The sequence below is a fragment of the Roseovarius nubinhibens ISM genome (assembly GCF_000152625.1).
Lineage (GTDB): Bacteria > Pseudomonadota > Alphaproteobacteria > Rhodobacterales > Rhodobacteraceae > Roseovarius > Roseovarius nubinhibens.
In genome coordinates this window covers 1,246,157-1,270,355 of sequence record NZ_CH724156.1, presented here as the reverse complement: position 1 = coordinate 1,270,355, position 24,199 = coordinate 1,246,157, and the positions used below count along the sequence as shown (strand labels likewise).

The following is a 24,199-nucleotide window of genomic DNA, read 5'->3' as shown; positions in this document are numbered from 1 at the left end:
CGGCAGGGCGGCATCAGCCGCCGATCAGCGTGCCGCCATTGGGATGGAGCACCTGCCCCGTCATGTAGGAGCTGTCATCGCAGGCGAGGAACAGCAGCGCGGGGGCGACTTCGTTGGGCTGGCCGGGACGGCCGAGCGGCGCGTCCTTGCCGAAATCTTCGACCGCGTCCTTGGGGAAGGAGGCCGGGATCAGCGGCGTCCAGATCGGGCCGGGGGCCACGCCATTGACCAAGATGCCTTCGCTGGCGAGCTTGCTCGACATGGCGCGGATGAAGGAGAGGATCGCGCCCTTGGTGGAGGCGTAGTCGATCAAGAGATCCTGTCCCTTGTAGGCGGTGATCGAGGTCACGCAGATGATCCGCGCGCCGCGTTCGAGATGCGGCAGCGCTGCCTGTGTCATGAAGATCGTGCCAAATATATTGGTGCGGAAAGTGCGTTCGATCTGCGCCTCTTCGATCTTGGTCGGGTCGTCCTGGGCGTGCTGTTCGCCCGCGTCATTGACGAGGATATGCAGCCCGCCAAAGGTTTCGACCGTGCGATCGGTGGCGGCGCGGCAGAAATCCTTGTCGCCGACATCGCCGCGGATGAGCAGCGCCTCGGAGCCCTCGGCCTCGATCAGGTCGCGGGTCTTTTCGGCGTCGCGCTCCTCGTCGCGATAGATGATGGCGACGCGCGCCCCTTCGCGGGCGAAGAGGACGGCGGTGGCGCGGCCGATGCCGGAATCACCGCCGGTGATGAGCGCCACCTTGCCCTTGAGCCGGTCCGAGCCGAGATGGCGCGGCATATACTCGGGCGCGGGGTCCATTTCATGTTCGAGCCCCGGCTGGCGCTGAGGGCTTTGGAGCGGGGTGAAGCTGTCGTCGGGCATGGCCAGTCTCCTGTGCTGTGAGGTTTCGGGGGAAACCGCAGAGGGCAGCGGGGAGTTCCGGGGGTGGCTTGGTGTGGGCCTGATCTGGGCCTGATTTTGCCGATGGCGCGCGTGCCCGGGCGTCAGGTTTTGCGGGGCAAACAGCAGAATCGGACCACGAGAGCGCGGTCGCAATGGTCTGATAAATTGTCAGCGAGAGTGTCGGGGGAATTGGTGCCCAGGAGAGGCCCTGTTTCAGATTGTTATCTTATAAATATCAATGGCTTGACTGGTAGTAAATGCTGAATGTGGACCCAAATGTGGACCTGCTTTCAAATGTACTCTTCATTTTAAAATGCATTCAGCTTCTGTTCCTAATTTCGGTCAGTGTGCGAGATCCACCTAGGGTGATATTAGCGAGGAATTTCATGGCATTTATAGGCATCCAGAAAAAGAACAAGCGCTTGCGCCTAAGCCGCTTTGTGTTCCCCAAGGATGCGATAAACACTTGCCCTACCGATGCTCAGCCGTTTGGCAATTTCTGTGGCTCCCACGCCCTCAGCATGCATCGCGAGCACCTCGGTAGCCTTTGCCTTTGCAGTGGGTTTACGGCCCTTGTACTTGCCTTCTGCCTTGGCCTTGGCGATACCTTCACGCTGTCTCTCAAGCATGATGGATCTCTCGAACTCGGCGACGCCGCCCAACAAAGTCAGCATTAGCTTGCCCGTTGCAGTGCCAGTGTCGATGCCCATAGAGAGGATACGAAGGGCTGCCCCCTTTTCCTCTACCACCTCCAAAATCTCCAACAGGTGAGCCACAGAGCGGGCCAGACGATCCAGTTTGGTCACCACGAGGGTGTCACCCTTGCGGATGAAGTCGAGCGCCTCAGCGAGCCTCTCACGGGCTCTTACGTCCACTGAGGAAACCTGTTCTACGAAGACCTTCTCACACCCAGCGCTAGCCAATTCTCGTTGCTGTGCCTCAAGACCTGCAGTCTGATCTACCGTCGAGGTGCGAGCATACCCAACAATCATCATTCAACTCCCTAAAGTGTCTCATTGAAGTCTTAGGCCATTTAAGTGAGGCGTCTCAAATGGTCAACTCCAATCTAATGAGACAATAGTGTGCAAAAGCATGAGACGTCTCTTTGAGCCTTGCCTATGTGAGACCGAGCCGTGGCATCCATTTGCTACTTAATGGAAGAGACTTTCCAATAAATAGCTATGGATACAATCCGCGAAAAACTGCCATTTGCGGCCAAGCGTTCGCTGCAGCGCAGCTTCCTAGGACGGGAAATTCAAACGCCCACGTTGCTATTCTATCTCATTCGGCGATAGCCTTTCGTAAATAACGGAAAGGGATAAAAAAATGGCTTTCATTGCGAAGATAGATGCCGCCGAAACCGCAACGGGGAAAAACATTCGCATCGACGAACGTGCGATGTACAATGGCAAATCAATTTCTTCCGGCGATCGGATTTTTATATGGACCTCTGAGACATCTGGTGGTTGTGGGCTGATAGCGGTTGGAAATGTCAAATCATGTACGATTATCAGAGGCCGGGTAATAGCTGAAGTTCTTGTGGAAGCTACTATTCGACGTCAGCTCAATCTTAGCAAAATTGCGCCCTACAGAGATGTAGACGATGGCTCACCTGAATCCGAATTAGCTCAGCTTATTTACCGTCATGCGCATAACAAGGTGGCTGCGCTTAGCGAGACCGTAAGAGAGTTCTTAGAGGAGCATTTTCTTTGAAGTGTGCGGTCCAAAGCGGTTGCTCACCGATCGGCGTGTCACGGTGTGGGCTATCGGTCTGAACATTCGCCGCCATTGTCAAATCCAAGGCCAACGAACAGACATTTAGCTGGATCACGCGAATGAAATGCCATCGGCACGGAAAAGGGCGATGACTTCACGCCGGTGGGAAGAATTTCTCATGCACAGTGCGAGGGGCCGAAACACCGCGTCCGCTGCTCAGCTTCCAAGCGAGGCTTGCAGGCAAACCTTGGGCTTGTGTCGCTGCGCTCATCGCCTTTTCACGGCACGCGAGGGCCGCACTGGTGCTGCCCAAGCGAAACCTCCTGAAGTCCGCCGGCACAGGTGAAGATCAGGAGGCCTAGCTGACATTGACACGCAGCGGCGCCACCTTGAAAAGACATCTCAAGAGATTGGAAGCCGTGAAACGGAAGGCCACCTTGGCATGGCTACATGAGAGTTCAGTTGACCCGACAATCGGCGTTTTGTGCTGCTCCTTGACTCGAAAAGTGACGATCCCCGTGGGAAACTTGCCACCTGTATGCACCAACTATTTTTTCCAATCATCAAATTCAGCAGGCAAAAGGCTATAAACCTGCTCCTTGGTCATCGAATGCATGTCGAAATTCATTTGCAGCTGTTTCGCCACCTTGGTGGCCAAACGTCTGGCGCTGCCCGGGGTTTCTTTTCCGAGGGCTTTTTTCTTCATAACCCCACTCTCTGCATCCAAGTACATTTCAACGGACACTTCCAATAGAGCCGGTGTTGTCAGGAAATCCTTGTCGGACGTATAGAGTTGCTCAATTGCATCAGAATGCTCATACATAGGGCGGGACAAGAAAAGACGTGCAGCAGTCTCTCCCAATTGCCTGTGTAGCCAGAACGAGATGAAAGCCAGGTGCCTGTAGTACCGGAACTTGCTATAGGCGAGGGGGACATACCGATAAGTGCTCCATAAGTCATGAGAATTTCCCCGACTGGAGTGCTTCAGTAATTGAGGAAGGTAGGCAGCCGATATCCAGGCCCATAGCCCCACATTCGAATATTGAACCGTGGACAAATCGTCGGGAAGGGACTGGTTTAGGTAGGCGCCGAAATCATATCTCGTGTCGAAGACCATGGAGGTATCGATTTGATTTGCACTAGGCACTTCATGAATCAGTGCTGAGGCGCCGGCCAGTTTCCTAACTTTGGAAAAGAAGTCTTCGGAAACCTTCGCGGGCTGTGAGGATTTCACTTTCGCCCTTTCCGCGTCTATCAGTTCCTGAAAGGCGGTCACGCCATCTGAATTGAACTCGCAAAGTGCTCTCTCCATTACAGGATCTCCGCAATCAGGGTTTTGCCATCCCGCCATTTCTGACTGGTGAAGGCATCAACGATCTGCTCGACGAGATCGAGCTTCTCAATGTTGTCTGCCTCGTTGAGATGGGCCGCGTCTTCTCCCTCGAGGGGTATTGCGAGCCGTTGCTGAATAAAGCTCACCCACTTGGCCAATAGGGTATCCTCATCAATGTCCTTGATGCTTTCAAACCTCAGAAGAATCCCTGTAGAGACATTTCGCACGATCTCGGGAAAAACATGTGCGGCGAATAGGGGGTCGTTGACGAATTTGTGGAAATAGTCGGCGTGCACGAACACTTCGAAGTCGCCTTGCCCGTCCCAGACGACCTGCCAAATGCGATCCCCGATGCTCGTTGAGGGCTTGGGATGGAAAATACCCTTGTTCTGTTCTCCGGAACCTTCGTCCCCACTGCCAGTATGGAGTCTTAGACGCCCACTTGTCGCGGCAAGGATTTTCCCTGAAGCGTCTGCAGAACGTGAAATTACCTTCAGGCGGAATTCCAGGTTTGCTCCATCCGGGATCTCACGAAGCTCGATCTCATCCTCGGACCTGAACTCTGGAAGCACATGTCGGCGAATGTCGCCGAGCGCGAACACATCAAGTACGAATTCCTTAGCTTCTTCCTCATGGAGCTTACACTCCTTTTCTATCGCAGCTCGGTCGAACTTTGCATGTATGCGGACGGTTTCTCCTTGACGGTCAATGAGTTGCAAGGAAAGAAGCTCGCTTTTCTGTTTGATCCGAGCTCGGCCTGTGAAATTCTGTGTGTCGTTGAACTCTAGCTGAATTGTCATAGGGTCACCTCATCACAGCTTAATTCTTGGGTGGATCAGCAGGTCGCGGTTTCTATCGAAGCCCTTTGCCGAAATGCGAAACTCGGGCTTGAGCAACGCGACAGTGAAGGTGTTTTGCGACACCGAAATCACTTTTGCCGCTCCTGTTGGTGAAATCTCGATTGGGATGGTTTTCCCAAATTGGAAGTCAATTTTGCTATAGTCACGCCATGATCTGCTTTTCCCGAGAGCCGAAACATATGCCGCCTTCACGGAAATCTCGACCGGGAAAGAAATCTCCTCTTCTGCGAACAGTTCGACAATGTTCCCCACAGGGAGCAGGTCGAAGCCCGGGTTCTCAGTATCTCTTTCGACTCGAATGACAGGCGACCTCTTCACTGGAGGGATGTCACTAGGTTCTTCCGACTTTTTCCGCGTCTGGCCGCGTTTCTTCTTGGCGCCAATCCCCATCGGTTCAGTGACTGAGAAGATATCATCGGCGAAATTCTCATAGGTGCTGGCGTCCTCGTCTTCTCGGGAAAGGATGCGATACATGTGCGCAGGGAGATCCATCACGAAACGCAGCGCCCAATCTGATGTGAAACTCTTCTGTTCATTGAAGCGATTCAGGAACCACCTTGTGTGTGCCGGTTCTTCGGCTTCCTTGAGGTAGTCCGACATGTCTCGATCTTCAGCGATCAGGAAACAGGTGACGTTCTTGGCTGGGATGTTCGAGGGTTGTCTGGATATGATGATTTGGTTCCGGATGAATTGCGCATTATCGGACAGCTTGTAGTCATCTTTCTTGAAATAAACCTCGACCAAACCGACCTGTTGCTCTTTATTAATTGTTTGGAATTTCAGGCTAAAACTGAAACCAACCAGTTGACCACTCTCGAATGCCGAAAACATCCTTTCGAGGTTGTCTTCTGAAAAGCAATCTTTGGAAACCTCGCCCCGCGTGCCGCCAAGATCTGTGTGACTCATAATCGGCTCATGTCCAGCAAACCAGTTTGGGTTTCCTCCTTTCTTAAGTTCAAGGATCTCCCGCACAATTCTGACCCGATGTTCGGTATCTGAGACAGCTTTCCTGAGCCGCTCCCCTTGCTCCGCGATATGCTCGATCACTTCAGAGAGGTTTTCCGCGCATACCGTGGTAGTCTTGCCGGAAAGGCGATCGACGACTTCGACCACAAGATCACCTTTCAGGATGGGCCAATAGTAATCGCGTACTGTCGCGAGAAGAAGTCCACCGCTGTCGACAGAACTGGGAACACCTGGGATTAAGACCGACAAGCCGCTTTCATCGCGTTTCAAGGAGAATTTGGATAAGAAATTTTCTACGTCAGTGGTTTCTTCAATTGGCATGAACTTTTCATTGCCGTCATCATTTACGGATTGGCCAAATCTGCCGTAACCGAGATAACTGTTCCCATTCACACGATGATAGGGGAGGTTCGCAAACCCAAGAAGATATCTTTTTTGATCATCGCTGCGTTTGGTCACCGCCAAAAACAGAGACATCCCCGATATACGTGTCAGGGTGGTTTTGCCAACTCCATGACTACCACTGGATCCTTTGCCTTTGCCGCTGATCCCATCGTTCCACCAAAACCCAACGAAGTTAGATCCCGAATGAGCGTTGCTCTTGTCAGTTTCGCCGATAAGGCCTTTTGTGCCTTCATCTTCGATTATCAAACAACGAAGTTTGCTCCCGGCAAAGCTCCCGGCGAATTTTCCAAGATCGCCACTCAAAAGATGGTCGTCGACGGTCTCTCCAGCTTGATTAGTGCAGAGGAACGGCTCGAGGGTTTGCCATGGGAACGAAGCCAATGAAAAACGCACTCTGACGGGTTGTGCAGGGTCGAGAGCCGCGTCCAGCGAGTTCTGGACGGCTTCACGAACCAGAGCCGTCGAGGCTTCCTGATCGTTAAAAAACTCATTCAGTTTTGAACTTGAATTGCTGTGCTGAGGGCCAGCCTTTGGAAAGCTCCACATTACATGTTCCTAATCTACAGTTTGAAATCTTTCTCCGATGGGCGAGCCTGTGTGAAGCGCACCTTCAGCGCCTTCAATTCATCGTCGAGCGCCTTCATGATCTTCCGAACATCCCCATCGTCGAACGAATAGTTGTTCCTGTTCGATAGGTTTCCGATGAGGCGGAGATCCTTGATGACCTTGTTTACTCGCTTCTCAGCAAGTTCCTCAAATTTTTGCCGTTTGTCTCTTTCAGTCATCGCCTACCATCATAAATTCGAGAATCGCCTGAAATATATTTAACTGAACAAAAAAATGTCAACTACATTTGAGATATGTAGTTTATATTGTTGTTTTTTAGGGGGCATCAGCTCGCGTGTTCACCGCTCTCCCGCTTGTTTCAGCACGCTGGAAACCGCGCTGGCGATCTGAAGTGCCAGATACGGAGGCACCGCATTGCCCACCTGGTGGTACTGGGCCGTTCTGCCTCCATGGAAAAAATAGTTGTCAGGAAATGTTTGAAGCCTCGCTGCCTCTCGGACAGTCAAAGATCGACACTGGGTGGGGTCAGGATGAATAAAGTAATGCCCGTCCTTAGAAATATGACTCGTCACTGTCGTCGAGGGGCGCCCGCTTACCTGAGTCCGGAAACGGTCAGAAAAATGCCCTGTTTTCCTATTCTTGTGATTGGGTTGCAGAAATTCTGGAAACTCAGACAACTTCGGCGCTCTCTGGTGTTCCTCCGCGAACATAGAAGAGAAAAGATATCGCCCGAGGTCTCTAGGAATGTGCCCCCTAGTTTCATGATGAAGAACAGCATGCAATTTGCAGTCCAGCAACCACTCTTTCAGATCATCCGGAAGCTCATAACTTTCAGAGTAATCTCGCGACTGCCGCTTCGATGGGAACTCATCGCTCGTGACAATCTGTCGAGCGCGTTTCTGAAGCTCTGCTGAAACTTCCTCCGCTTCCGAAATTTCCCTTGCCTGATCTCGAACTGAATCGATCCAAGCTTCCAATTGGTCGCCACGGCTCAGTCCACTCCGAACTCGCGGGATCCCGGAGAGCGCCTCTTTGACGGTCGCCCGCAGATCTCTTCGCAAAAGGAGCGGGTCCTCTCCAAAGTTTAGCTTTTCAGCGACATCTTTCCGCACGCCTACCACGATTACCCTATGCCGAGCTTGCGGCACACCATGATCCTCTGCGCGGAGAATGAAGTCTCGGGCGGGAGGCTGCCCCGACCCGAGATGTGGCGGGGCAGCCAACGGAATAAAGGTGTATCCTTGACCTGCTCCGGCAAGATCTTCCAACACTCGGTGGAATATTCCGCCACCATCCACCTTGCTCGAAAGCATACCTTTTACGTTCTCCATCACGAAGGCCGCCGGTTCGAGGCGCTCCAAGATGTTCACATATTCCTTGTAAAGATAGTGCCGATGATCGTTTTCGAGAACATAGTCCTCCTTACCCTTGTTGCGCGATCTGCCAGCCAGTGAATAGGCTTGGCAGGGTGGGCCACCGATCAGGATGGTATTTCCTTGGAAATCTGTGCGAACCTTGTCGATAACCACTGCAATTTCGTCGAAAACACCGGGATCACCCAGAACCAATTGCCGGACTTCCTGCTCTGCGTGCTTCCATTCTTCCGGATAAAGCTCGGACCAGTTGGGAAATTCAACACCCTTATTCAGCGCAGCGTAATACTCCGCAGGAAACTCTTCGCCAAAGCGGCGCAGAAAGGAGCGCAGCCGAAGAGTCTGCACGGCGTTGGCCTCCATCTCCACAGACAACTGGATTTTCATGCTGACGTCCCCGGCACGGCCAGCTTGAGTAAACCCCTCTCCAAGCCCTCCAGGACCCGCAAACAGGTCGATTATTGCGTATTCACTGCTCATCAATGTTCCTTCACTTTAAAATTCTTTTAGCTTCAAGAGCGTGAGATACGCCAGGGCAAACCTGCCGCCAAGAGAATGGGAGCACACAGCAGACACAGTAGCACTACAAGTGCGCTCTAGGATGACGTCGCGTATTGATGGTCTGATTAAGAGGCCGGAGTTGTGACTGAGGAAGTCCCCTCGCCGTGGGGAGTTTTGACTTCGGCTTAATACCCCAAAAAGCGGCCCACTTCGCGGGATATCGTGCTGCCGAGGCGGGAAAGCGTCCTGTTTGTCCATGGTTGCCAATGGCGCCGCCACCTAGGGTGCCCGGGGCGAAATTAAACTACCGGCACGAGGTTTTTTTGCTCCAATCCATGGACTAGCTCCTAGTAGCCTTGGGCGCTGGGCTGGTGGAAATTGGGGGTCCTGAATTTCTTTCGGCGTTCAATGGGGGGTGGGGGTGTTGCAGAAGTGGTTTCAAAAACAAGGGGCTTTATTGTTCTTATTATTAGCCGTTTATGCGCTCCGACTCCTTACGTTTCATAGTAATGCCTATGAATTCATTAAGGTGCTCAAGTCTGACCTGAATGCGATGATAATATCAATATAGCTTACTAGGGTATCTAAGGGTTCCCCTAGGGTATCCAAAGATTTCCTTAGGGGGCGAGATTGTTACCTTTGGTGCAAAGCCGAGCCTATCTTTGTATGACTTCTCCAGAATTTCTTTAGCAATGTGCACATCAGATTGGCGAACAATTAAACTATCATGGACGGGCAAGGAAGGGATGCTCTTGGCTTCATGTAAGCTTAACATAGCGGCCAAGAAACACTCTGCTTCCTCGAATTGAAGGTTTGCCCAGTCGAGCTTACCCGTCTTTAACTTTTTCAAGAGTGGGTGCTTCCGCAACACAGCTTCCCTAACGTCTTTGAGCTTGTAATCTTTGATGGGCAAATGCCCATGCTGTTGCTTGTACCTCTTGGTGAATCCCTTAGGCCACCGTTGAGGCGGTTTCCCGGCGCCAATCATGGTGACTATAATCTGTTTAACAACATCACGGGGGTACTCAGCCACGTTGTAGGGGTCAGAGACATAGTCCAAGCGCTCACCATGTATCGCATACAGAATGAAGAGATGACTGGCGCTGACATCAATCTCGGTGGTTGCTTCACCATCTATAGTGATGTGTTTGCGCTCTTCTTTGGGCATCTCCATCCAGTCGTCGCTGGAAGAGCAATAAAAGCGGCCCCCAAGGTCAAAATCAAAGCCATCTCGCTCAACACAATTGAACAAACGTCGCAGAGTGGGCGGCTCTTTGAGGCTGTACGAATGCGCCTGCATAGCCCGATTTAGCCTCCGCATTGTCTGCAACTGGTAGTCAGCCGCTGGCCCCTTCAGCCGTACACGCTTACCACCTCTTCTTTGGCCATGTGCTGTCTTGTTTGTTTCTCGAAACTGAACAAGATCAACTTGGTTGCCATTGATTTCGAAGTGCGCTGTGACCGTGTCTGGTGTGATCTGACATGCTTGCGCTTGTTCGACGAAACTGACCGTGGCCCTATATCTACGAGCTCTAGAGTATCCTGGTATCTTTTGGCCTTCCCAGTCATCTGTTGCCTTGATGTGGCCTGTCATCTCTAACCAGCCTAAGTTTCCCCAATACTGGACAAGCTTCTCAAAGTTTCGTGCGGAAACCAAAGTGTGGGATAGCTCTTCGCGATCCAAGGGCCGATACATGAATCCCTCAGCCTCATGGTTTCCGTAGTGGTACATCAGGTCCGCTGCAAAAGCTCCTATTGCACCGTTGAAACTTTCGAAAGCAGCCTGCTGACGCGCTCTCGCTCGGGGGTAATGTTCGGCCTCGTAAGCAAGAGTCTGTTTCGCTAGCGATTTCACCCAATGCTTCGCCAGACAGGTCGTTGCAACGCGGTTGAACTCCGCCATTTTTGCTTTGTTCAAAACTTCTTTGTCTGGGGTTTCAATCTTCATGCTTAGATAAGCCTTCTTCGGTCCCTATATGGTCCTGCCGTTCAGGTGCGACCCAATAAAACCACTACGCATTATGGAAGCTAGCCGGACGCGTACATCAATCTTCAGGCACATCGAATTGAATTTTTTCTAGAGCGTTCTTCATCTCTAAGAGCGAGACTTTCGAGCCGTACTGATCTGAGGCTGACCTCTCGCTAGCGTGGCCGAGAAGCGCTAGTTCTACCCGCTGCCCGGCCCCATTTTCTCGTAATGCGTCCTTCATCTTGTGCCTGAGGCTATAAATCGTGTGCTTGGGGTTGTCCGTGAACTTACGCAGTCGTTTCATCACGGATGCACTAAAACTGTCATGCTTGTGCGTAGGAGCATACTGGGGGAAAAGGTACCCATCCGCCGGTGTAGTGCTGTGAAGCCTCTTAGACACATCCAAGGCAAGACCAACAAGTGGTACCTTTCGGATACGCGACCTAGCTTTGACCGTGCGGAGGCCCTCAGGTTTAATCTCAAAATGAGGCACCTCTGCATCGAGGAACAAGTTTCTCCTATTTAGACCCAAGATTTCAGCGTTCTGCGCACCGGTGTGGTGCAATAGGGTCCACACGTCCAAGAAGACCGGATTGTTCTGTAGGTCTTTGTACATAGCTATGATCACGTCCCTGGGGAGGGGCAATTTGAGATCTATAGCGCTTTCGGAATCCCTTCCAATATCCAATCTCTCAAAGGGATTGTTGATGTCTAAGTCGTATTCCCGAATAGCGAAATTGACGACCGCCTTTGCTATGCCGAGATTGCGCTTTACAGCTGAGACTTTGATGGGCTTGGCATCAGGTGACTTCGATCGTTTTTGACCTTTTAGGCGATCTCTAAGCTGCCTCGCATGCTCTCTTCTAAGTTGAGACAGGGGGATATCCTGCCCAATCACTGAAAGGAGCTCGCGTTCTATACGGCGCACCCTACTGATTTGGCTTTTTCTCTTCTTGGGATCCGGCTCTTCTTTTTCCGCTAGGTAGAAGGCAAAGGCATTCTGAACAGTTGGTTCAGCGGAAATTTCATGAACTCCAGAGAGCAGAGCAGTGACCCTTGCGTGGTCCTCTAGGGAAAGTCTCTCTCGGTCAGGGTATCCAGTCTCGGGATCGCACGGATAGGATTGCAAAATTTTTTCAGCCACCGCGTCTCGTGCAATAAGCTCACCTTCAGAACGTCCAGAGGAGCTCGGATCTAACCCTGCTTCAATGAATTCGGCTTCCAAGGCCATCTTTATGGCCAAAAGATCACCTTGCTCGGATACTGGCTGTGTCAGAACGAGCAATTTCTCAACATGCTCATGAAACGGCCCATAGGCCAGCATTGCTTCGGATTCTGATTTCCCGAGCAGCTTCACGAACTCCTTTTTACCTAAGGTTGGTTGGAGCTTCGTTGGCACTCGACGCCGGTATTTATAGTTTCCCCGGCTATCAATCCGGATGTACTTAGTCATGAACCTTCTTGTCATCAGCGATTGTGGACCCAATTGTGGACCCCACAGGCGCGATATTCACAAAAAGCTGTTTGATATCAATCATTTGCTTGGAGTGAATTGGTGCCCAGGAGAGGACTCGAACCTCCACGTCCTTGCGGACACTAGCACCTGAAGCTAGCGCGTCTACCATTCCGCCACCTGGGCAGGTGTCGTGAGGCAGGCGTTTAGCCGCCGGGGGGATCAGTGTCAACGGCGATTCTGTGGATTCGATGCGATTGCTTATCGCCTTGTCCAACGGCCGGCTTGCGGGTAGGAGTTTGTCAGGTAGTTTTAGCGCACCGGAGGGCCGGGAATGTCGAAGATTGTCACTATTTATGGCGGGTCGGGCTTCGTGGGCCGCTATATCGCGCGGCGGCTGGCCAAGCAGGGCTGGCGCATCCGGGTGGCGGTGCGGCGTCCCAATGAGGCGATGCATGTCAAACCCTATGGGGTGGTGGGCCAGGTCGAGCCGATCCTGTGCAACATCCGCGACGATGCCAGCGTACGCGCGGCGATGCAGGGGGTGGATGCGGTGGTGAACTGTGTCGGCACCTTTGATGCGCGCGGCAAGAACAATTTCGATGCGGTCCAGCATGAGGGCGCCGAGCGCGTGGCGCGGATCGCCGCCGAAGAGGGCGTGGCCCGGCTGGTGCAGATTTCGGCGATTGGCGCGGACACGCAGGCGGCGAGCGACTATGCGCGCAGCAAGGGGCTTGGCGAAGAGGCCGTTCTTGGTCATTTCCCCAGTGCCGTGATCCTGCGGCCGTCGGTGATCTTTGGGCCGGAAGACGGGTTCTTCAACCGCTTTGCCGGGATGACGCGGCTTGGGCCGGTGCTGCCGGTGGTGGGGGCCGAGACCAAGTTTCAGCCGGTCTATGTGGACGACGTGGCCAAGGCCGCCGTCGAGGGTGTCGAGGGGCGCGCCGCGCCGGGCATCTACGAGCTGGGCGGGCCGGATGTGAACAGTTTCCGCGAGCTCATGCAGCAGATGCTGGGGGTCATTCGTCGGCGGCGTCTTGTTATTAACATTCCCTTTGTGCTGGCCGGGCCGATGGCGATGCTCATCGAGTGGGCGCATATGCTCAGCCTTGGGATCGTGCCGCGGATGATCACCCGCGATCAGGTCACCAGCCTGCGCGAGGACAATGTCGTGTCCGAGGGCGCGCGGGGCTTTGCCGATCTGGGGATCACGCCGGTGTCTCTCGAGGCGGTGCTGCCGGATTACCTGTGGCGGTTCCGTCCCTCGGGGCAGTATTCCGCGATCAAGGAGAGCGCCAAGAACCTGCGCACCTGAGTGTTTTAATCAAAGGCCTGTTTTATGTCTGAGAGTATCCTTGTTGCAGCCTTTCTCGGGCTGCTCGAAGGCCTGACCGAATTTATTCCCGTGTCCTCGACCGGTCACCTGCTATTGGCCGGGCATTTCCTCGGCTTTGAGAGCCCGGCGCATACGTTTGAAGTTGTCATCCAGCTCGGCGCGGTGCTGGCCATTCTGACGGTCTATTCCGCCAAGCTCTGGGGGGTGCTGCGCGCGGCGCCGCGGGATCCGGAGGCGCGGCGGTTTCTGGCCTCGGTGCTCTTGGCGTTTTTGCCGGCGGCCTTGGTCGGGGTGATGGCGCATGGGTTCATCAAATCGGTGCTTTTCGAGACGCCGCATCTGATTGCGGCGATGCTCATTGTGGGCGGTGTCGTGCTGCTCTTTGTGGATCGGTTTGCGCCAGCGCCGCGTTATGAGGACCCGACGCGCATCCCGATGCCGGTGGCGCTCGGGATCGGGCTTTTCCAATGTCTGGCCATGGTGCCGGGGACGAGCCGGTCGGGGGCGACCATCGTGGGCGGGCTGCTCATGGGGGTCGGCAAACGGGCGGCGGCGGAGTTTTCCTTCTTCCTGTCGATGCCGACGATGGCCGGGGCCTTTGGCTATGATCTCTACAAGAACCACGATGTTCTCGACCTGAGCGCGATGGGCGATATTGCGGTGGGGTTTGCCGTGGCCTTTGTGGCGGCCGTTGTGGTGGTAAAATGGTTACTCAATTTCGTTAGCAAGCATGGCTATGCGCTGTTTGGCTGGTGGCGAATCGCGGTGGGGCTGCTGACTTTGGGCCTGTTGTGGGCGGTCGGATGAGGGGTAGGTAAGCAGAAGTTACCTAAAATTTGACGCACGAGGGGTGCGGGACGAGAAATTTCTCTCATAAATGGTATGTAGGTCAACACTGCTGACTTTTCTTTTTGTTTGGCGCGATTTAAACGTGGCAGGCCGGAAGTCAAGTCAGGGGAAACCGCGTGGCCAAGCAACCTATGTTGAAATTCGTCTCTGTTCCGCGGGATATGCCCGAGAAGCGCGACGCTGAAACCCGCAATCGGGATTTCGATGAGATCTACGCCGAATACGCGGCGGAGAAAGCGGCCGAGCAGGCCGGGCGCTGCAGCCAATGCGGCGTGCCCTATTGCCAGAGCCATTGCCCGCTTCACAACAATATCCCGGACTGGCTGCGCCTGACCGCCGAAGGGCGGCTGCGCGAGGCCTATGAGATCAGCCAGGCGACCAACACCTTCCCCGAGATCTGTGGCCGCATCTGCCCGCAGGATCGCCTCTGCGAAGGCAATTGCGTGATCGAGCAATCCGGCCACGGCACGGTCACCATCGGCAGTGTCGAGAAATACATCACCGACCGAGCCTGGGAGGAGGGCTGGGTCGGGGTGCCGACGCCCCGCGAAGAACGCGCGGAGAGCGTCGGCATCATAGGCGCGGGCCCCGGCGGGCTGGCGGCGGCGGATATGCTGCGTCAGGCCGGGGTGCAGGTCACGGTCTATGACCGCTATGACCGGGCCGGGGGGCTGCTCACCTATGGGATTCCGGGCTTCAAGCTTGAAAAACCGGTGGTCATGCGGCGCATCGAGCAGCTCGAAAAGGGCGGCGTCACCTTCGTGCTCAACTGCACTGTGGGCGAGGACATGAGCTTTGCCGAGATCCGCGGCAAGCATGATGCGGTGCTGATTGCCACGGGCGTCTATAAATCGCGCGATCTCGGCGGGCCGGGCGCCGGGGCCAAGGGCATCGTCAAGGCGCTCGATTATCTCACGGCGAGCAACCGGGCGTCCTTTGGCGACACGGTGCCGGAGATCGAGAGCGGCGAGCTCAACGCGCAGGGCAAGCGGGTCGTGGTCATCGGCGGCGGCGATACGGCGATGGACTGTGTGCGCACGGCCATTCGGCAGGGCGCGGAGAGCGTCAAATGCCTCTATCGTCGGGACCGGGCCAACATGCCGGGCAGCCAGCGCGAAGTGCAGAATGCCGAGGAAGAAGGCGCCGTGTTTGAATGGCTTAGCGCGCCCAAGGGCTTTGCCGGCGACAGCGTGAGCGCGGTCAAGGTGCAGAAGATGCGCCTCGGCGCGCCGGATGCCACGGGCCGTCAGGTGCCCGAGGAAATCGAGGGCGCGATCGAGGATATGGAGGCCGAATTGGTCATCAAGGCGCTGGGCTTTGAGCCGGAAGAGCTGCCGACGCTGTGGGGCGAGCCGGGGCTCGACGTGACGCGCTGGGGCACCATCCGGGCCGAGTATCAGACCGGGCGGACCTCGCTTGAGGGGGTCTATGCGGTGGGTGACATCGTGCGGGGCGCGAGCCTTGTGGTGTGGGCCATTCGTGACGGGCGTGACGCGGCGCAGGCGATCCTTGAGGATCTGAGCGCGGCGCGGGCCGTGGCGGCGGAATAAGGGGACCGGGGGCCGAAAACGCCATGTCGGCAGCACGTCGGTATTGCGTCGGTAAAGCGACAGCGCGGATTTCGCCCCGAACGGACCAAGAGATATAAGCAGGGCAATAGTCCTGACCCACCGGATGAGGAAGGGTTAAGAGAATGACAAAGTTTGATCAGAACTGGAAAGCCGCCGAGGAAGCCAAGCGCGCCTGGATGGCCGAGAATGGCATGTACTCGGAAGAGGAAGAGCATTCTTCCTGTGGCGTCGGCCTCGTGGTGTCGATCAATGGCAAGCCGTCGCGCCGGGTGGTGCAGGCGGGGATCGACGCGCTCAAGGCGATCTGGCATCGCGGCGCGGTCGATGCCGATGGCAAGACCGGCGATGGCGCGGGCATCCATGTGCAGATCCCGGTGCCCTTCTTCTATGACCAGATCCGCCGCACCGGCCATGAGCCGCATGAAGATCAGCTCATCGCCGTCGGTCAGGTGTTCCTGCCGCGCACGGATTTCGGCGCGCAAGAGGTCTGCCGGACCATCGTCGAGACCGAAGTGCTGCGCATGGGGCACACGATCTATGGCTGGCGGCATGTGCCGGTGGATGTGAAATGCCTCGGCGAAAAGGCCAATGCGACGCGGCCCGAGATCGAACAGATCCTGATTTCCAATGCCAAGGGCATCGAGGAAGAGGATTTCGAACGCGAGCTCTATGTCATTCGCCGCCGCATCGAGAAGGCGGTCACCGCCGCGGGCGTGCGCGATTTCTATATCGCGTCGCTGTCCTGCCGGTCGATCATCTACAAGGGCATGATGCTCGCCGAGCAGGTGGCGGTGTTCTACCCCGATCTGCAGGATGAGCGGTTCAAGAGCGCCTTTGCGATCTATCACCAGCGCTATTCCACCAACACATTCCCGCAATGGTGGCTGGCCCAGCCCTTCCGCATGTTGGCGCATAATGGCGAGATCAACACGCTCAAGGGCAACGTCAACTGGATGAAGAGCCATGAGATCCGCATGGCGAGCGGCGCCTTTGGCGACATGGCCGAGGATATCAAGCCGATCATCCCCGGCGGGTCGTCGGACAGTGCCGCGCTCGATGCGGTGTTCGAGGTTCTGGTGCGGGCCGGGCGGTCGGCGCCGATGGCCAAGACGATGCTGGTGCCGGAAAGCTGGTCGAAACAGGCCGAAGAGCTGCCGCAGGCGTGGCGCGACATGTATTCCTATTGCAACTCGGTCATGGAGCCGTGGGACGGCCCTGCCGCGCTGGCGATGACCGATGGCCGCTGGGTCTGTGCCGGGCTCGACCGCAACGGGTTGCGGCCGATGCGCTATGTGGTGACGTCGGATGGGCTGCTGATTGCCGGGTCCGAGGCGGGCATGGTGCCGCTCGACGAGCGCAATGTGCGCGAAAAAGGCGCGCTTGGCCCGGGTCAGATGCTGGCTGTGGACATGAAGAAAGGTCTCATGTTCCGCGACCGCGAGATCAAGGACAAGCTCAGCCAGGCGCTGCCCTTCTCGGAATGGGTGAGCCGGATCAACGAGCTTGACGAAAAGCTGGCCGGGATCACCGAGACGCCGCTCTTCTCCGGCGATGAGCTGCGCCGTCGTCAGATCGCGGCGGGCTATACGATCGAAGAGCTCGAGCAGATCCTCGCGCCGATGGCCGAGGATGGCAAAGAGGCGATTGCCAGCATGGGCGACGACACGCCGAGCGCGGTCCTGTCCAAGGGCTATCGCCCGCTCAGCCATTTCTTCCGGCAGAATTTCAGCCAGGTGACCAACCCGCCGATCGACAGTCTGCGCGAATACCGGGTGATGAGCCTCAAGACGCGGTTCGGCAACCTCAAGAACGTGCTCGACGAGGACAGCAGCCAGACCGAGATTCTGGTGCTCGACAGCCCGTTCGTCGGCAATGCGCAATGGGATGAGCTGCAGAAGCATTTCAACGCTGAGGTCGGTCAGATCGACTGTAGCTTTGAGCCGGGACCGGGGGCGCTTCGCCGTGGGCTTGAACGGATCCGGGCCGAGGCCGAGGATGCGGTGCGCTCGGGCTCCGGGCATCTGGTGCTCACCGATCAAAATGTGAGCGAGGGCCGCGTCGGGATGCCGATGATCCTCGCCACCAGCGCGGTGCATAGTCACCTGACGCGCAAGGGGCTTCGGACCTTCTGTTCGCTCAACGTGCGGTCGGCGGAATGTATCGACCCGCATTATTTCGCGGTGCTGATCGGGGCCGGTGCGACGGTGGTCAACGCCTATCTCGCCGAGGACAGCATCGCCGACCGGATCAATCGCGGTCTCATCGATGGCAGCCTCACCGAGGCGGTGGCGCGCTATCGCAATGCGATTGACCAGGGTCTGCTCAAGATCATGTCGAAGATGGGGATTTCGGTGATTTCCTCCTATCGCGGCGGTCTCAACTTTGAGGCGGTGGGTCTGAGCCGGGCGATGTGCGCCGAGTTCTTCCCCGGTCTCATGAGCCGGATCAGCGGCATCGGGGTCAGCGGCATTCAGGCCAAGCTCGAAGCCGTGCATGCGCAGGCCTATCGCGGTGGCGATGTGCTTCCGATTGGCGGGTTCTACAAGGCGCGCAAGACGGGCGAGACCCATGCCTGGGGCGCGCAGAACATGCATCTCATGCAGGCGGCGTGCAATGCGGCGAGCTATGAGCTCTGGAAGCGCTATTCGGCGGCGATGCAGGCCAACCCGCCGATCCATATCCGCGACCTGATGGCGATCAAGCCGATGGGCGAGGCGGTGCCTTTGGAAGAGGTGGAGAGCGTCACGGCGATCCGCAAACGCTTTGTCACGCCGGGGATGAGCCTTGGGGCGCTGTCACCGGAGGCGCATAAGACGCTCAACGTGGCGATGAACCGGATTGGCGCCAAGTCGGACAGCGGCGAGGGCGGCGAAGATCCGGCGCATTTCACGCCGGAGCCCAATGGCGACAACCCGAGCGCCAAGATCAAGCAGGTCGCCTCGGGGCGGTTTGGGGTCACGGCCGAGTATCTCAACCATTGTGAAGAGCTCGAGATCAAGGTGGCGCAGGGGGCCAAGCCCGGCGAGGGCGGTCAGCTGCCGGGGATGAAGGTCACCGATCTCATCGCGCGGCTGCGGCATTCGACCAAGGGCGTCACGCTCATCAGCCCGCCGCCGCATCACGACATCTATTCCATCGAGGACCTTGCGCAGCTGATCTATGATCTCAAGCAGATCAACCCGCGTGCCAAGGTCACCGTCAAGCTGGTGGCGCAATCCGGTGTCGGCACGATTGCCGCCGGTGTGGCCAAGGCCAAGGCGGATGTGATCCTCATTTCGGGCCACAATGGCGGCACCGGGGCGAGCCCGGCGACCTCGATCAAATATGCCGGTCTGCCGTGGGAGATGGGCCTCACCGAGGCGCATCAGGTTCTGGCGATGAACAACCTGCGCGACCGGGTGACGCTGCGCACCGATGGCGGGCTGCGCACCGGGCGCGACATCGTCATGGCGGCGATGATGGGGGCCGAGGAATATGGCATCGGCACTGCCGCGCTCATCGCGATGGGCTGTATCATGGTCCGTCAGTGCCAGTCGAACACCTGTCCCGTCGGCGTCTGTACCCAGGACGAGGCGCTGCGCGACAAGTTCACCGGCAATGCCGATAAGGTGGTCAACCTCATCACCTTCTATGCGCAGGAAGTGCGTGAAGTCCTCGCCTCGATTGGCGCGCGGAGCCTCGACGAGGTCATCGGGCGGGCCGATCTGCTGACCCAGGTCAGCCGGGGCAGCGCGCATCTCGACGATCTCGACCTTAACCCGATGCTGATCACGGTGGATGGCAGCGCGGGGCTCAGCCTCGACCGCAACCGGGGCCGCAACGAGGTGCCTGATACGCTCGATGCGGAGATCGTGCGCGATGCGCAACGCTTCCTCAACGATGGCGAGAAGATGCAGCTTCACTATGCGGTGCAGAACACGCATCGCACCGTGGGCACCCGCGTCAGCAGCCATATCGTGCGCAATTTCGGCATGCGCAATGCGCTGCAGCCGAACCACCTGACGGTCAAGCTCACCGGCTCGGCGGGGCAGTCCTTGGGGGCCTTTGCGGCGCCGGGGCTCAAGCTCGAAGTGTCGGGCGATGCCAATGACTATGTCGGCAAGGGCCTGTCGGGGGGCACCATCGTGGTGCGCCCGGCAATGATGAGCCCGCTGGAGGCGAGCGAGAACACGATCATCGGCAACACGGTGCTCTATGGCGCGACCGATGGCTATCTCTTTGCGGCGGGGCGTGCGGGCGAACGGTTCGGCGTGCGCAACTCGGGCGCGAAAGTGGTGATCGAGGGCTGTGGCACCAACGGGTGTGAATATATGACCGGCGGTGTCGCGGTGATCCTTGGCCGGATCGGCGCCAACTTTGGCGCGGGCATGACCGGCGGCATGGCATATCTCTATGATCCCGAGGGCGCGACCGAGCTCATGCTCAACCGCGAGACCGTGATCACCTGCCCGGTGCAGGAGGGTCATTACATGCAGCAGCTCGAAGAGCTGATCGAGCGCCATGTCGAAGAGACCGGCAGCGCCAAGGCCAAGCAGATCCTGCAGCATTGGGATGTGGAGAAATCCAAATTCGTGCAGGTGGTGCCGAAAGAGATGCTCAACAAGCTCGCCCATCCGATCGAGCTGCCCGAGGCCATCCCGGCGGAGTGAGCGTTGCCATCAAGTCATTGCAAAGGGCGGGGATTTCCCCGCCCTTTTTGCATTTGGCCTCTGCTTGATCGGGGGGCGATCACGGCCCGTCCCGGCGCGGCGATGTCGGGGTTGCAGAGAGGTCATGGCTACACCCAAGGGTTGCCCTTGATTTGCCTAAATTTGAGGGTAAATACCCGGGTTTAAAGAGAATACCTCTCCGCATGGACAAATGAGCGGCAAGAGGGATGGGCAGGACTTCGGATGGCGACCTATGTTGTCGTGGCCAAGGATCAAGAGAGCCTTGGCCCGAACGAGATCAATGCTGGCGACACGATCTATGTTGAAGATGGCGATCAGGTCATCATCGACCCGTCTGCTGACGACGACATCAAATTCGAAGCCGCGGATGGCGGGCCGGCGCAGTTCGAGATCCTCTTTCGCGAGAGCAATCCCAATGATTTCGATGTCGAGATAAAGGACGGGCTTAGCCCGGTGATCCTCGTGCTCGACGATGTCGATCTGAGCGAGGTCAAGTTCAAGGCCGATGATGCCGAGGCCGTGACCTTTGTCGCCGGGGACCGGGTCACCATCGACAAATACGAGGGGTCGAAAACCGGCGTCGATACGGTCACGGCGGGCGATGATTTCACCGTTCTCGACGAGATCAAGACCGAGGGCGGCAATGACAGTATCCGGGTCGGCGACAATGCCACGATCAAGGAGATCGACGCGGGTCAGGGCGATGACCGGGTGCAGCTCGGTTCCGGCGCGTCGGTGGGCAAGCTCGACGGTGGTAAGGGCAATGATCAGCTCGTCACCCAGTCGCAGTCGCAAAACAGCCAGTCGCAGAATTTCGAGACCACCGGCGTGGTCTGTTTCACCAAGGGCACGTTGATCGAGACGCCGCAGGGCAAGCGGGCCATCGAGGATCTCGTGATCGGCGATCTGGTCCTGACGGCGGATCACGGGGCGCAGCCGTTGCGCTGGATCGGGGAGCGGCGGCTCGGGCCTGAGGCGCTGCGCCGCGCGCCCAAGCTCTGCCCGGTGCGGATCGCGCAAGGGGCGCTTGGGGCGGGGCTGCCGAGCGGCGATCTTCTGGTGTCGCGGCAGCACCGGGTCCTCGTCCGGTCGCGGATCGCAGAGCGGATGTTTGGCCAATCAGAGGTTCTCGTGCCGGCGCATCGGCTCGTCGGGCTGCCGGGGATCAGCGCCGAGAGCGAGGCCGAGGAGGTGACCTATTTTCACCTGCTCTTCGATCAGCATGAGATCCTCTTTTCCAATGATGCCGAGACCGAGAGCCTCTATCCCGGGCCGCAGGCGCTCGCCAGTCTGGGACCGGCGGCGGTGGGCGAGCTCTATCAGCTGTTCCCGGACCTAGCGCTGCCCGGGGTGACGATCCGCATGGCGCGGTTCGTGCCAGAGACCGGCCGCGCGATGAAGCGGCTCGCGGCGCGGCATCAGAAGAACCACAAGCCGCTGGTCGAACGGGCGGCCTGAGGGGCAGCCCGCAGCCTTTAGCCGCGGCCGATATAGGGCATCTGCGTCGCCATCACCGTCATGAAGGGCACATGGGCCGAGAGCGGCATATCCGCCATATGCAGCACCGAGCGCGCGGCATGGGCCACATCCATGGTCGCCATGTCGGGCTGATGCGATTTGAGATCGCTGACGATCTCGCTCTCGGCATTGCCGATGTCGATCTGACCGCAGGCGATGCCATGGGCGCGCCCGTCGAGATAGAGGCTCCGCGTGAGGCCGGTGATCGCGTGTTTTGAGAGCGTGTAGCAGGTCGATCCGGGGCGCGGGCTATGGGCGGAAATTGAGCCGTTGTTGATGATCCGGCCGCCCTTGGGGTCCTGGCGGCGCATCTGGCCAAAGGCGAGCTGGGCCGCGATGAACATGCCGCGGATGTTGACGTTGAGCACCTGATCGAGCCCGTCGAGCGGCACCTCGTCAATCGGGCCCATGGGGCCGAAAATCCCGGCATTGTTGAAGAGCACATCGAGCCGCCCGGTCTGGTCGATGAAACGGTCGAAGGCGGCGCGCATGGCCTCGGCGTCGGTCACATCGGCGGGCAGGGCGATGGCCTTGGCGTGGCTGGCGGCCATCTCTTCGAGACGGTCGGCGCGGCGGGCGACGAGCCCGACCTGCCAGCCCGCGTCGAGAAACATCTCGGCGGTGGCACGGCCGATGCCAGAGCTTGCGCCGGTGATTAGCAGGCTGCGGGTCTCTTGGGTCATGCGGTGGGCTCCTCTTGCGGTTCCAGTTCGAGCGCCACCGGGGCGGCGCGCAGATCGTCGGTGCGCAGCTCATAGCTCGGTTTCGCCAGCCGGTTGCGCACCACCCAGTAGAGCCGTTCCTCGGCCCGGGTGATGGCGACATAGGCGAGCCGTTTCCACAGCGGCTGTCCGGCCTCGCTGCGGCCCATGCGGGCGGCGGCATAGAGATCGGGGGCAAAGACCTGCACCTCGGGCCATTGGCTGCCTTGCGCCTTGTGGATGGTGACCGCCGCGCCATGCAGAAAGGTCGCCCCCATGCGGGCGGCAAAGGGGATGAAGGGCTCTTCCTCGTCGGGTTTCTCGATCTTGACGATGGAGGCGGCGCTCAGCTGCGGGTCCTCGGCGCCGATCACATGGAGGCGGGAAAACCCCGGTTTGCGGCCCGGCCCGAGATAGATCACCTGCGCCCCTTTGATGAGGCCGCGCGCCTCGAGATCGAGCCGTTTCTTGCGGTGTTTGAGCGGCAGCTCGAGCCCGTCGCAAATCAGCGGCTCGCCGGCCAGAAGCTCGGTCTCGGGGGCGCCATGGACAGCGCGAAAGGCGTTGATCAGCCTGATGCGCGTGGCGTTGCGCCAGACCAGCACCGGCGAGCGCGCCATGAGATCGACCTCGACCCGCTGGGCATAGCGGACCCGGTCGTCGGCGCGGGCCTTGTCCTCGATCATCTGTTCGAAATCGTGGAATTGCAGCGCTGGATCGGCCAGCGCATGGGCGAGATCGAGGATCGGGTTGTCGGCCTCCTGACGGTGGATGCGGTTGAGGGTGAGCTTGGCCGGGTCGGGCAGGCTCTCGAACACCATGGCGCCGGATTGGTTGACCGGGGCGAGCTGGGCCGGGTCGCCAAAGAGCAGCAGCGTCGGAAAGATCTCGCGCAGATCGTCGAACTGCTTCTTGTCGAGCATCGAGGCCTCGTCGACAAAGCCGATGTCGAGCGGATCGTCGCGGCGCTTCCAGCCGGTGATGAAATCCGAGCCGCGCAGCCCGGCGGCGGCGAGGGCGCCGGGGATCGATTTGTTGTTCTGGTAAAAGGCCAGCGCCCGGTCGAGCGCCTGATCGGTGAGCCCTTCGATCTCGGGCCGGTCGCCATTGCCCGCGAGCCATTCGGCGATCCGTTCATATTCCGGGTCATAGACCGGGGTATAGAGGATGCGGTGAATGGTGGTGGCGGGCACGCCGCGCATGCGCAGCACGCTGGCGGCCTTGTTGGTGGGGGCGAGAATGGCGAGGGTGCGGCGTTCGCGACGGCGCTTGCCCTCCCAGTCGCCCGAGACCACATCGACACCCGCATCCTCGAGGGCGCGGTAGAGCTGTGCGAGCAGCAGGGTCTTGCCCGAGCCGGCCTTGCCGATCACCGCCATGACCTGTTCCTTGGCCTCGCCGGGCGGCGTCAAAAGCCCCTCTTCGAGATCGACGCCGACCGCGCGCAGCGCCTCGGCGATGCGGTCATGGGCCTCGGCCTGATCGTCGGAATATGTCAGCGCGGTCTCAGTCATGGCGCGAC

General features: G+C 58.0%; 17 protein-coding genes and 1 tRNA gene. 6 read left to right on the top strand and 12 right to left on the bottom strand.

Annotated elements, in window-relative coordinates:
• Positions 1-13 precede the first annotated feature (13 nt).
• Complete coding sequence (locus tag ISM_RS06125) at positions 14-868, bottom strand: SDR family oxidoreductase (RefSeq protein WP_009813257.1); 855 nt, start codon at positions 866-868, stop codon at positions 14-16.
• Positions 869-1,317: 449 nt separating this feature from the next.
• Complete coding sequence (locus ISM_RS06120; protein ID WP_040618350.1) at positions 1,318-1,881, bottom strand: recombinase family protein; 564 nt, start codon at positions 1,879-1,881, stop codon at positions 1,318-1,320.
• A gap of 334 nt (positions 1,882-2,215) precedes the next feature.
• On the opposite strand from ISM_RS06120, the gene ISM_RS18200 reads away from it, so the two are divergent.
• Positions 2,216-2,602 carry a hypothetical protein gene (locus ISM_RS18200; RefSeq protein WP_156783327.1) on the top strand — a complete coding sequence of 129 codons (387 nt, stop codon included), beginning with the start codon at positions 2,216-2,218 and terminating at the stop codon, positions 2,600-2,602.
• A gap of 550 nt (positions 2,603-3,152) precedes the next feature.
• Here ISM_RS18200 and ISM_RS06115 read toward each other — a convergent pair.
• The 8 genes from ISM_RS06115 to ISM_RS06075 form a co-directional block, all read right to left on the bottom strand.
• Positions 3,153-3,917: a hypothetical protein gene (locus tag ISM_RS06115; protein WP_009813255.1), complete on the bottom strand. Its 765-nt coding sequence runs from the start codon at positions 3,915-3,917 to the stop codon at positions 3,153-3,155.
• The gene (locus ISM_RS06110) at positions 3,917-4,738 is read right to left on the bottom strand and encodes a hypothetical protein (protein WP_009813254.1); all 822 of its coding nucleotides are present in this window, start codon (positions 4,736-4,738) and stop codon (positions 3,917-3,919) included. Before ISM_RS06110 ends, ISM_RS06115 begins: the two co-directional genes overlap by 1 nt.
• A 12-nt stretch (positions 4,739-4,750) precedes the next feature.
• Entirely contained in the window at positions 4,751-6,715 is a 1,965-nt protein-coding gene (locus tag ISM_RS18195) for a hypothetical protein (RefSeq protein ID WP_156783326.1), read from the bottom strand.
• A 14-nt stretch (positions 6,716-6,729) separates the two neighbouring features.
• Positions 6,730-6,954: a hypothetical protein gene (locus ISM_RS06095; RefSeq protein WP_009813251.1), complete on the bottom strand. Its 225-nt coding sequence runs from the start codon at positions 6,952-6,954 to the stop codon at positions 6,730-6,732.
• Between the two features lie 120 nt (positions 6,955-7,074).
• Positions 7,075-8,589: a DNA cytosine methyltransferase gene (locus tag ISM_RS06090; protein WP_009813250.1), complete on the bottom strand. Its 1,515-nt coding sequence runs from the start codon at positions 8,587-8,589 to the stop codon at positions 7,075-7,077.
• Positions 8,590-9,172: 583 nt separating this feature from the next.
• Positions 9,173-10,558 carry a hypothetical protein gene (locus ISM_RS18185; protein ID WP_156783325.1) on the bottom strand — a complete coding sequence of 462 codons (1,386 nt, stop codon included), beginning with the start codon at positions 10,556-10,558 and terminating at the stop codon, positions 9,173-9,175.
• Positions 10,559-10,655: 97 nt separating this feature from the next.
• The gene (locus tag ISM_RS06080; protein WP_198011651.1) at positions 10,656-12,032 is read right to left on the bottom strand and encodes a site-specific integrase; all 1,377 of its coding nucleotides are present in this window, start codon (positions 12,030-12,032) and stop codon (positions 10,656-10,658) included.
• A gap of 100 nt (positions 12,033-12,132) precedes the next feature.
• Positions 12,133-12,218, bottom strand: a tRNA-Leu gene (locus ISM_RS06075).
• Positions 12,219-12,366: 148 nt separating this feature from the next.
• On the opposite strand from ISM_RS06075, the gene ISM_RS06070 reads away from it, so the two are divergent.
• From ISM_RS06070 to ISM_RS17930, 5 genes are all read left to right on the top strand, one after another.
• Positions 12,367-13,347, top strand: coding sequence for a complex I NDUFA9 subunit family protein (locus tag ISM_RS06070; RefSeq protein WP_009813247.1), 981 nt, complete (start codon positions 12,367-12,369; stop codon positions 13,345-13,347).
• Between the two features lie 24 nt (positions 13,348-13,371).
• Entirely contained in the window at positions 13,372-14,175 is an 804-nt protein-coding gene (locus tag ISM_RS06065) for an undecaprenyl-diphosphate phosphatase (protein WP_009813246.1), read from the top strand.
• 158 nt (positions 14,176-14,333) lie between these two features.
• The gene (locus ISM_RS06060; protein ID WP_040617894.1) at positions 14,334-15,767 is read left to right on the top strand and encodes an NAD(P)-dependent oxidoreductase; all 1,434 of its coding nucleotides are present in this window, start codon (positions 14,334-14,336) and stop codon (positions 15,765-15,767) included.
• Positions 15,768-15,910: 143 nt separating this feature from the next.
• Positions 15,911-20,437: a glutamate synthase large subunit gene (gene gltB / locus ISM_RS06055; protein WP_009813244.1), complete on the top strand. Its 4,527-nt coding sequence runs from the start codon at positions 15,911-15,913 to the stop codon at positions 20,435-20,437.
• A gap of 243 nt (positions 20,438-20,680) precedes the next feature.
• Positions 20,681-21,916, top strand: coding sequence for a Hint domain-containing protein (locus ISM_RS17930; RefSeq protein WP_009813243.1), 1,236 nt, complete (start codon positions 20,681-20,683; stop codon positions 21,914-21,916).
• A gap of 17 nt (positions 21,917-21,933) precedes the next feature.
• Here the strand turns inward: ISM_RS17930 and ISM_RS06045 are convergent, their stop codons facing one another.
• Complete coding sequence (locus ISM_RS06045) at positions 21,934-22,659, bottom strand: SDR family oxidoreductase (RefSeq protein WP_009813242.1); 726 nt, start codon at positions 22,657-22,659, stop codon at positions 21,934-21,936.
• The gene (locus ISM_RS06040; protein ID WP_009813241.1) at positions 22,656-24,191 is read right to left on the bottom strand and encodes an ATP-dependent DNA helicase; all 1,536 of its coding nucleotides are present in this window, start codon (positions 24,189-24,191) and stop codon (positions 22,656-22,658) included. Before ISM_RS06040 ends, ISM_RS06045 begins: the two co-directional genes overlap by 4 nt.
• Between the last annotated feature and the right edge of the window lie 8 nt (positions 24,192-24,199).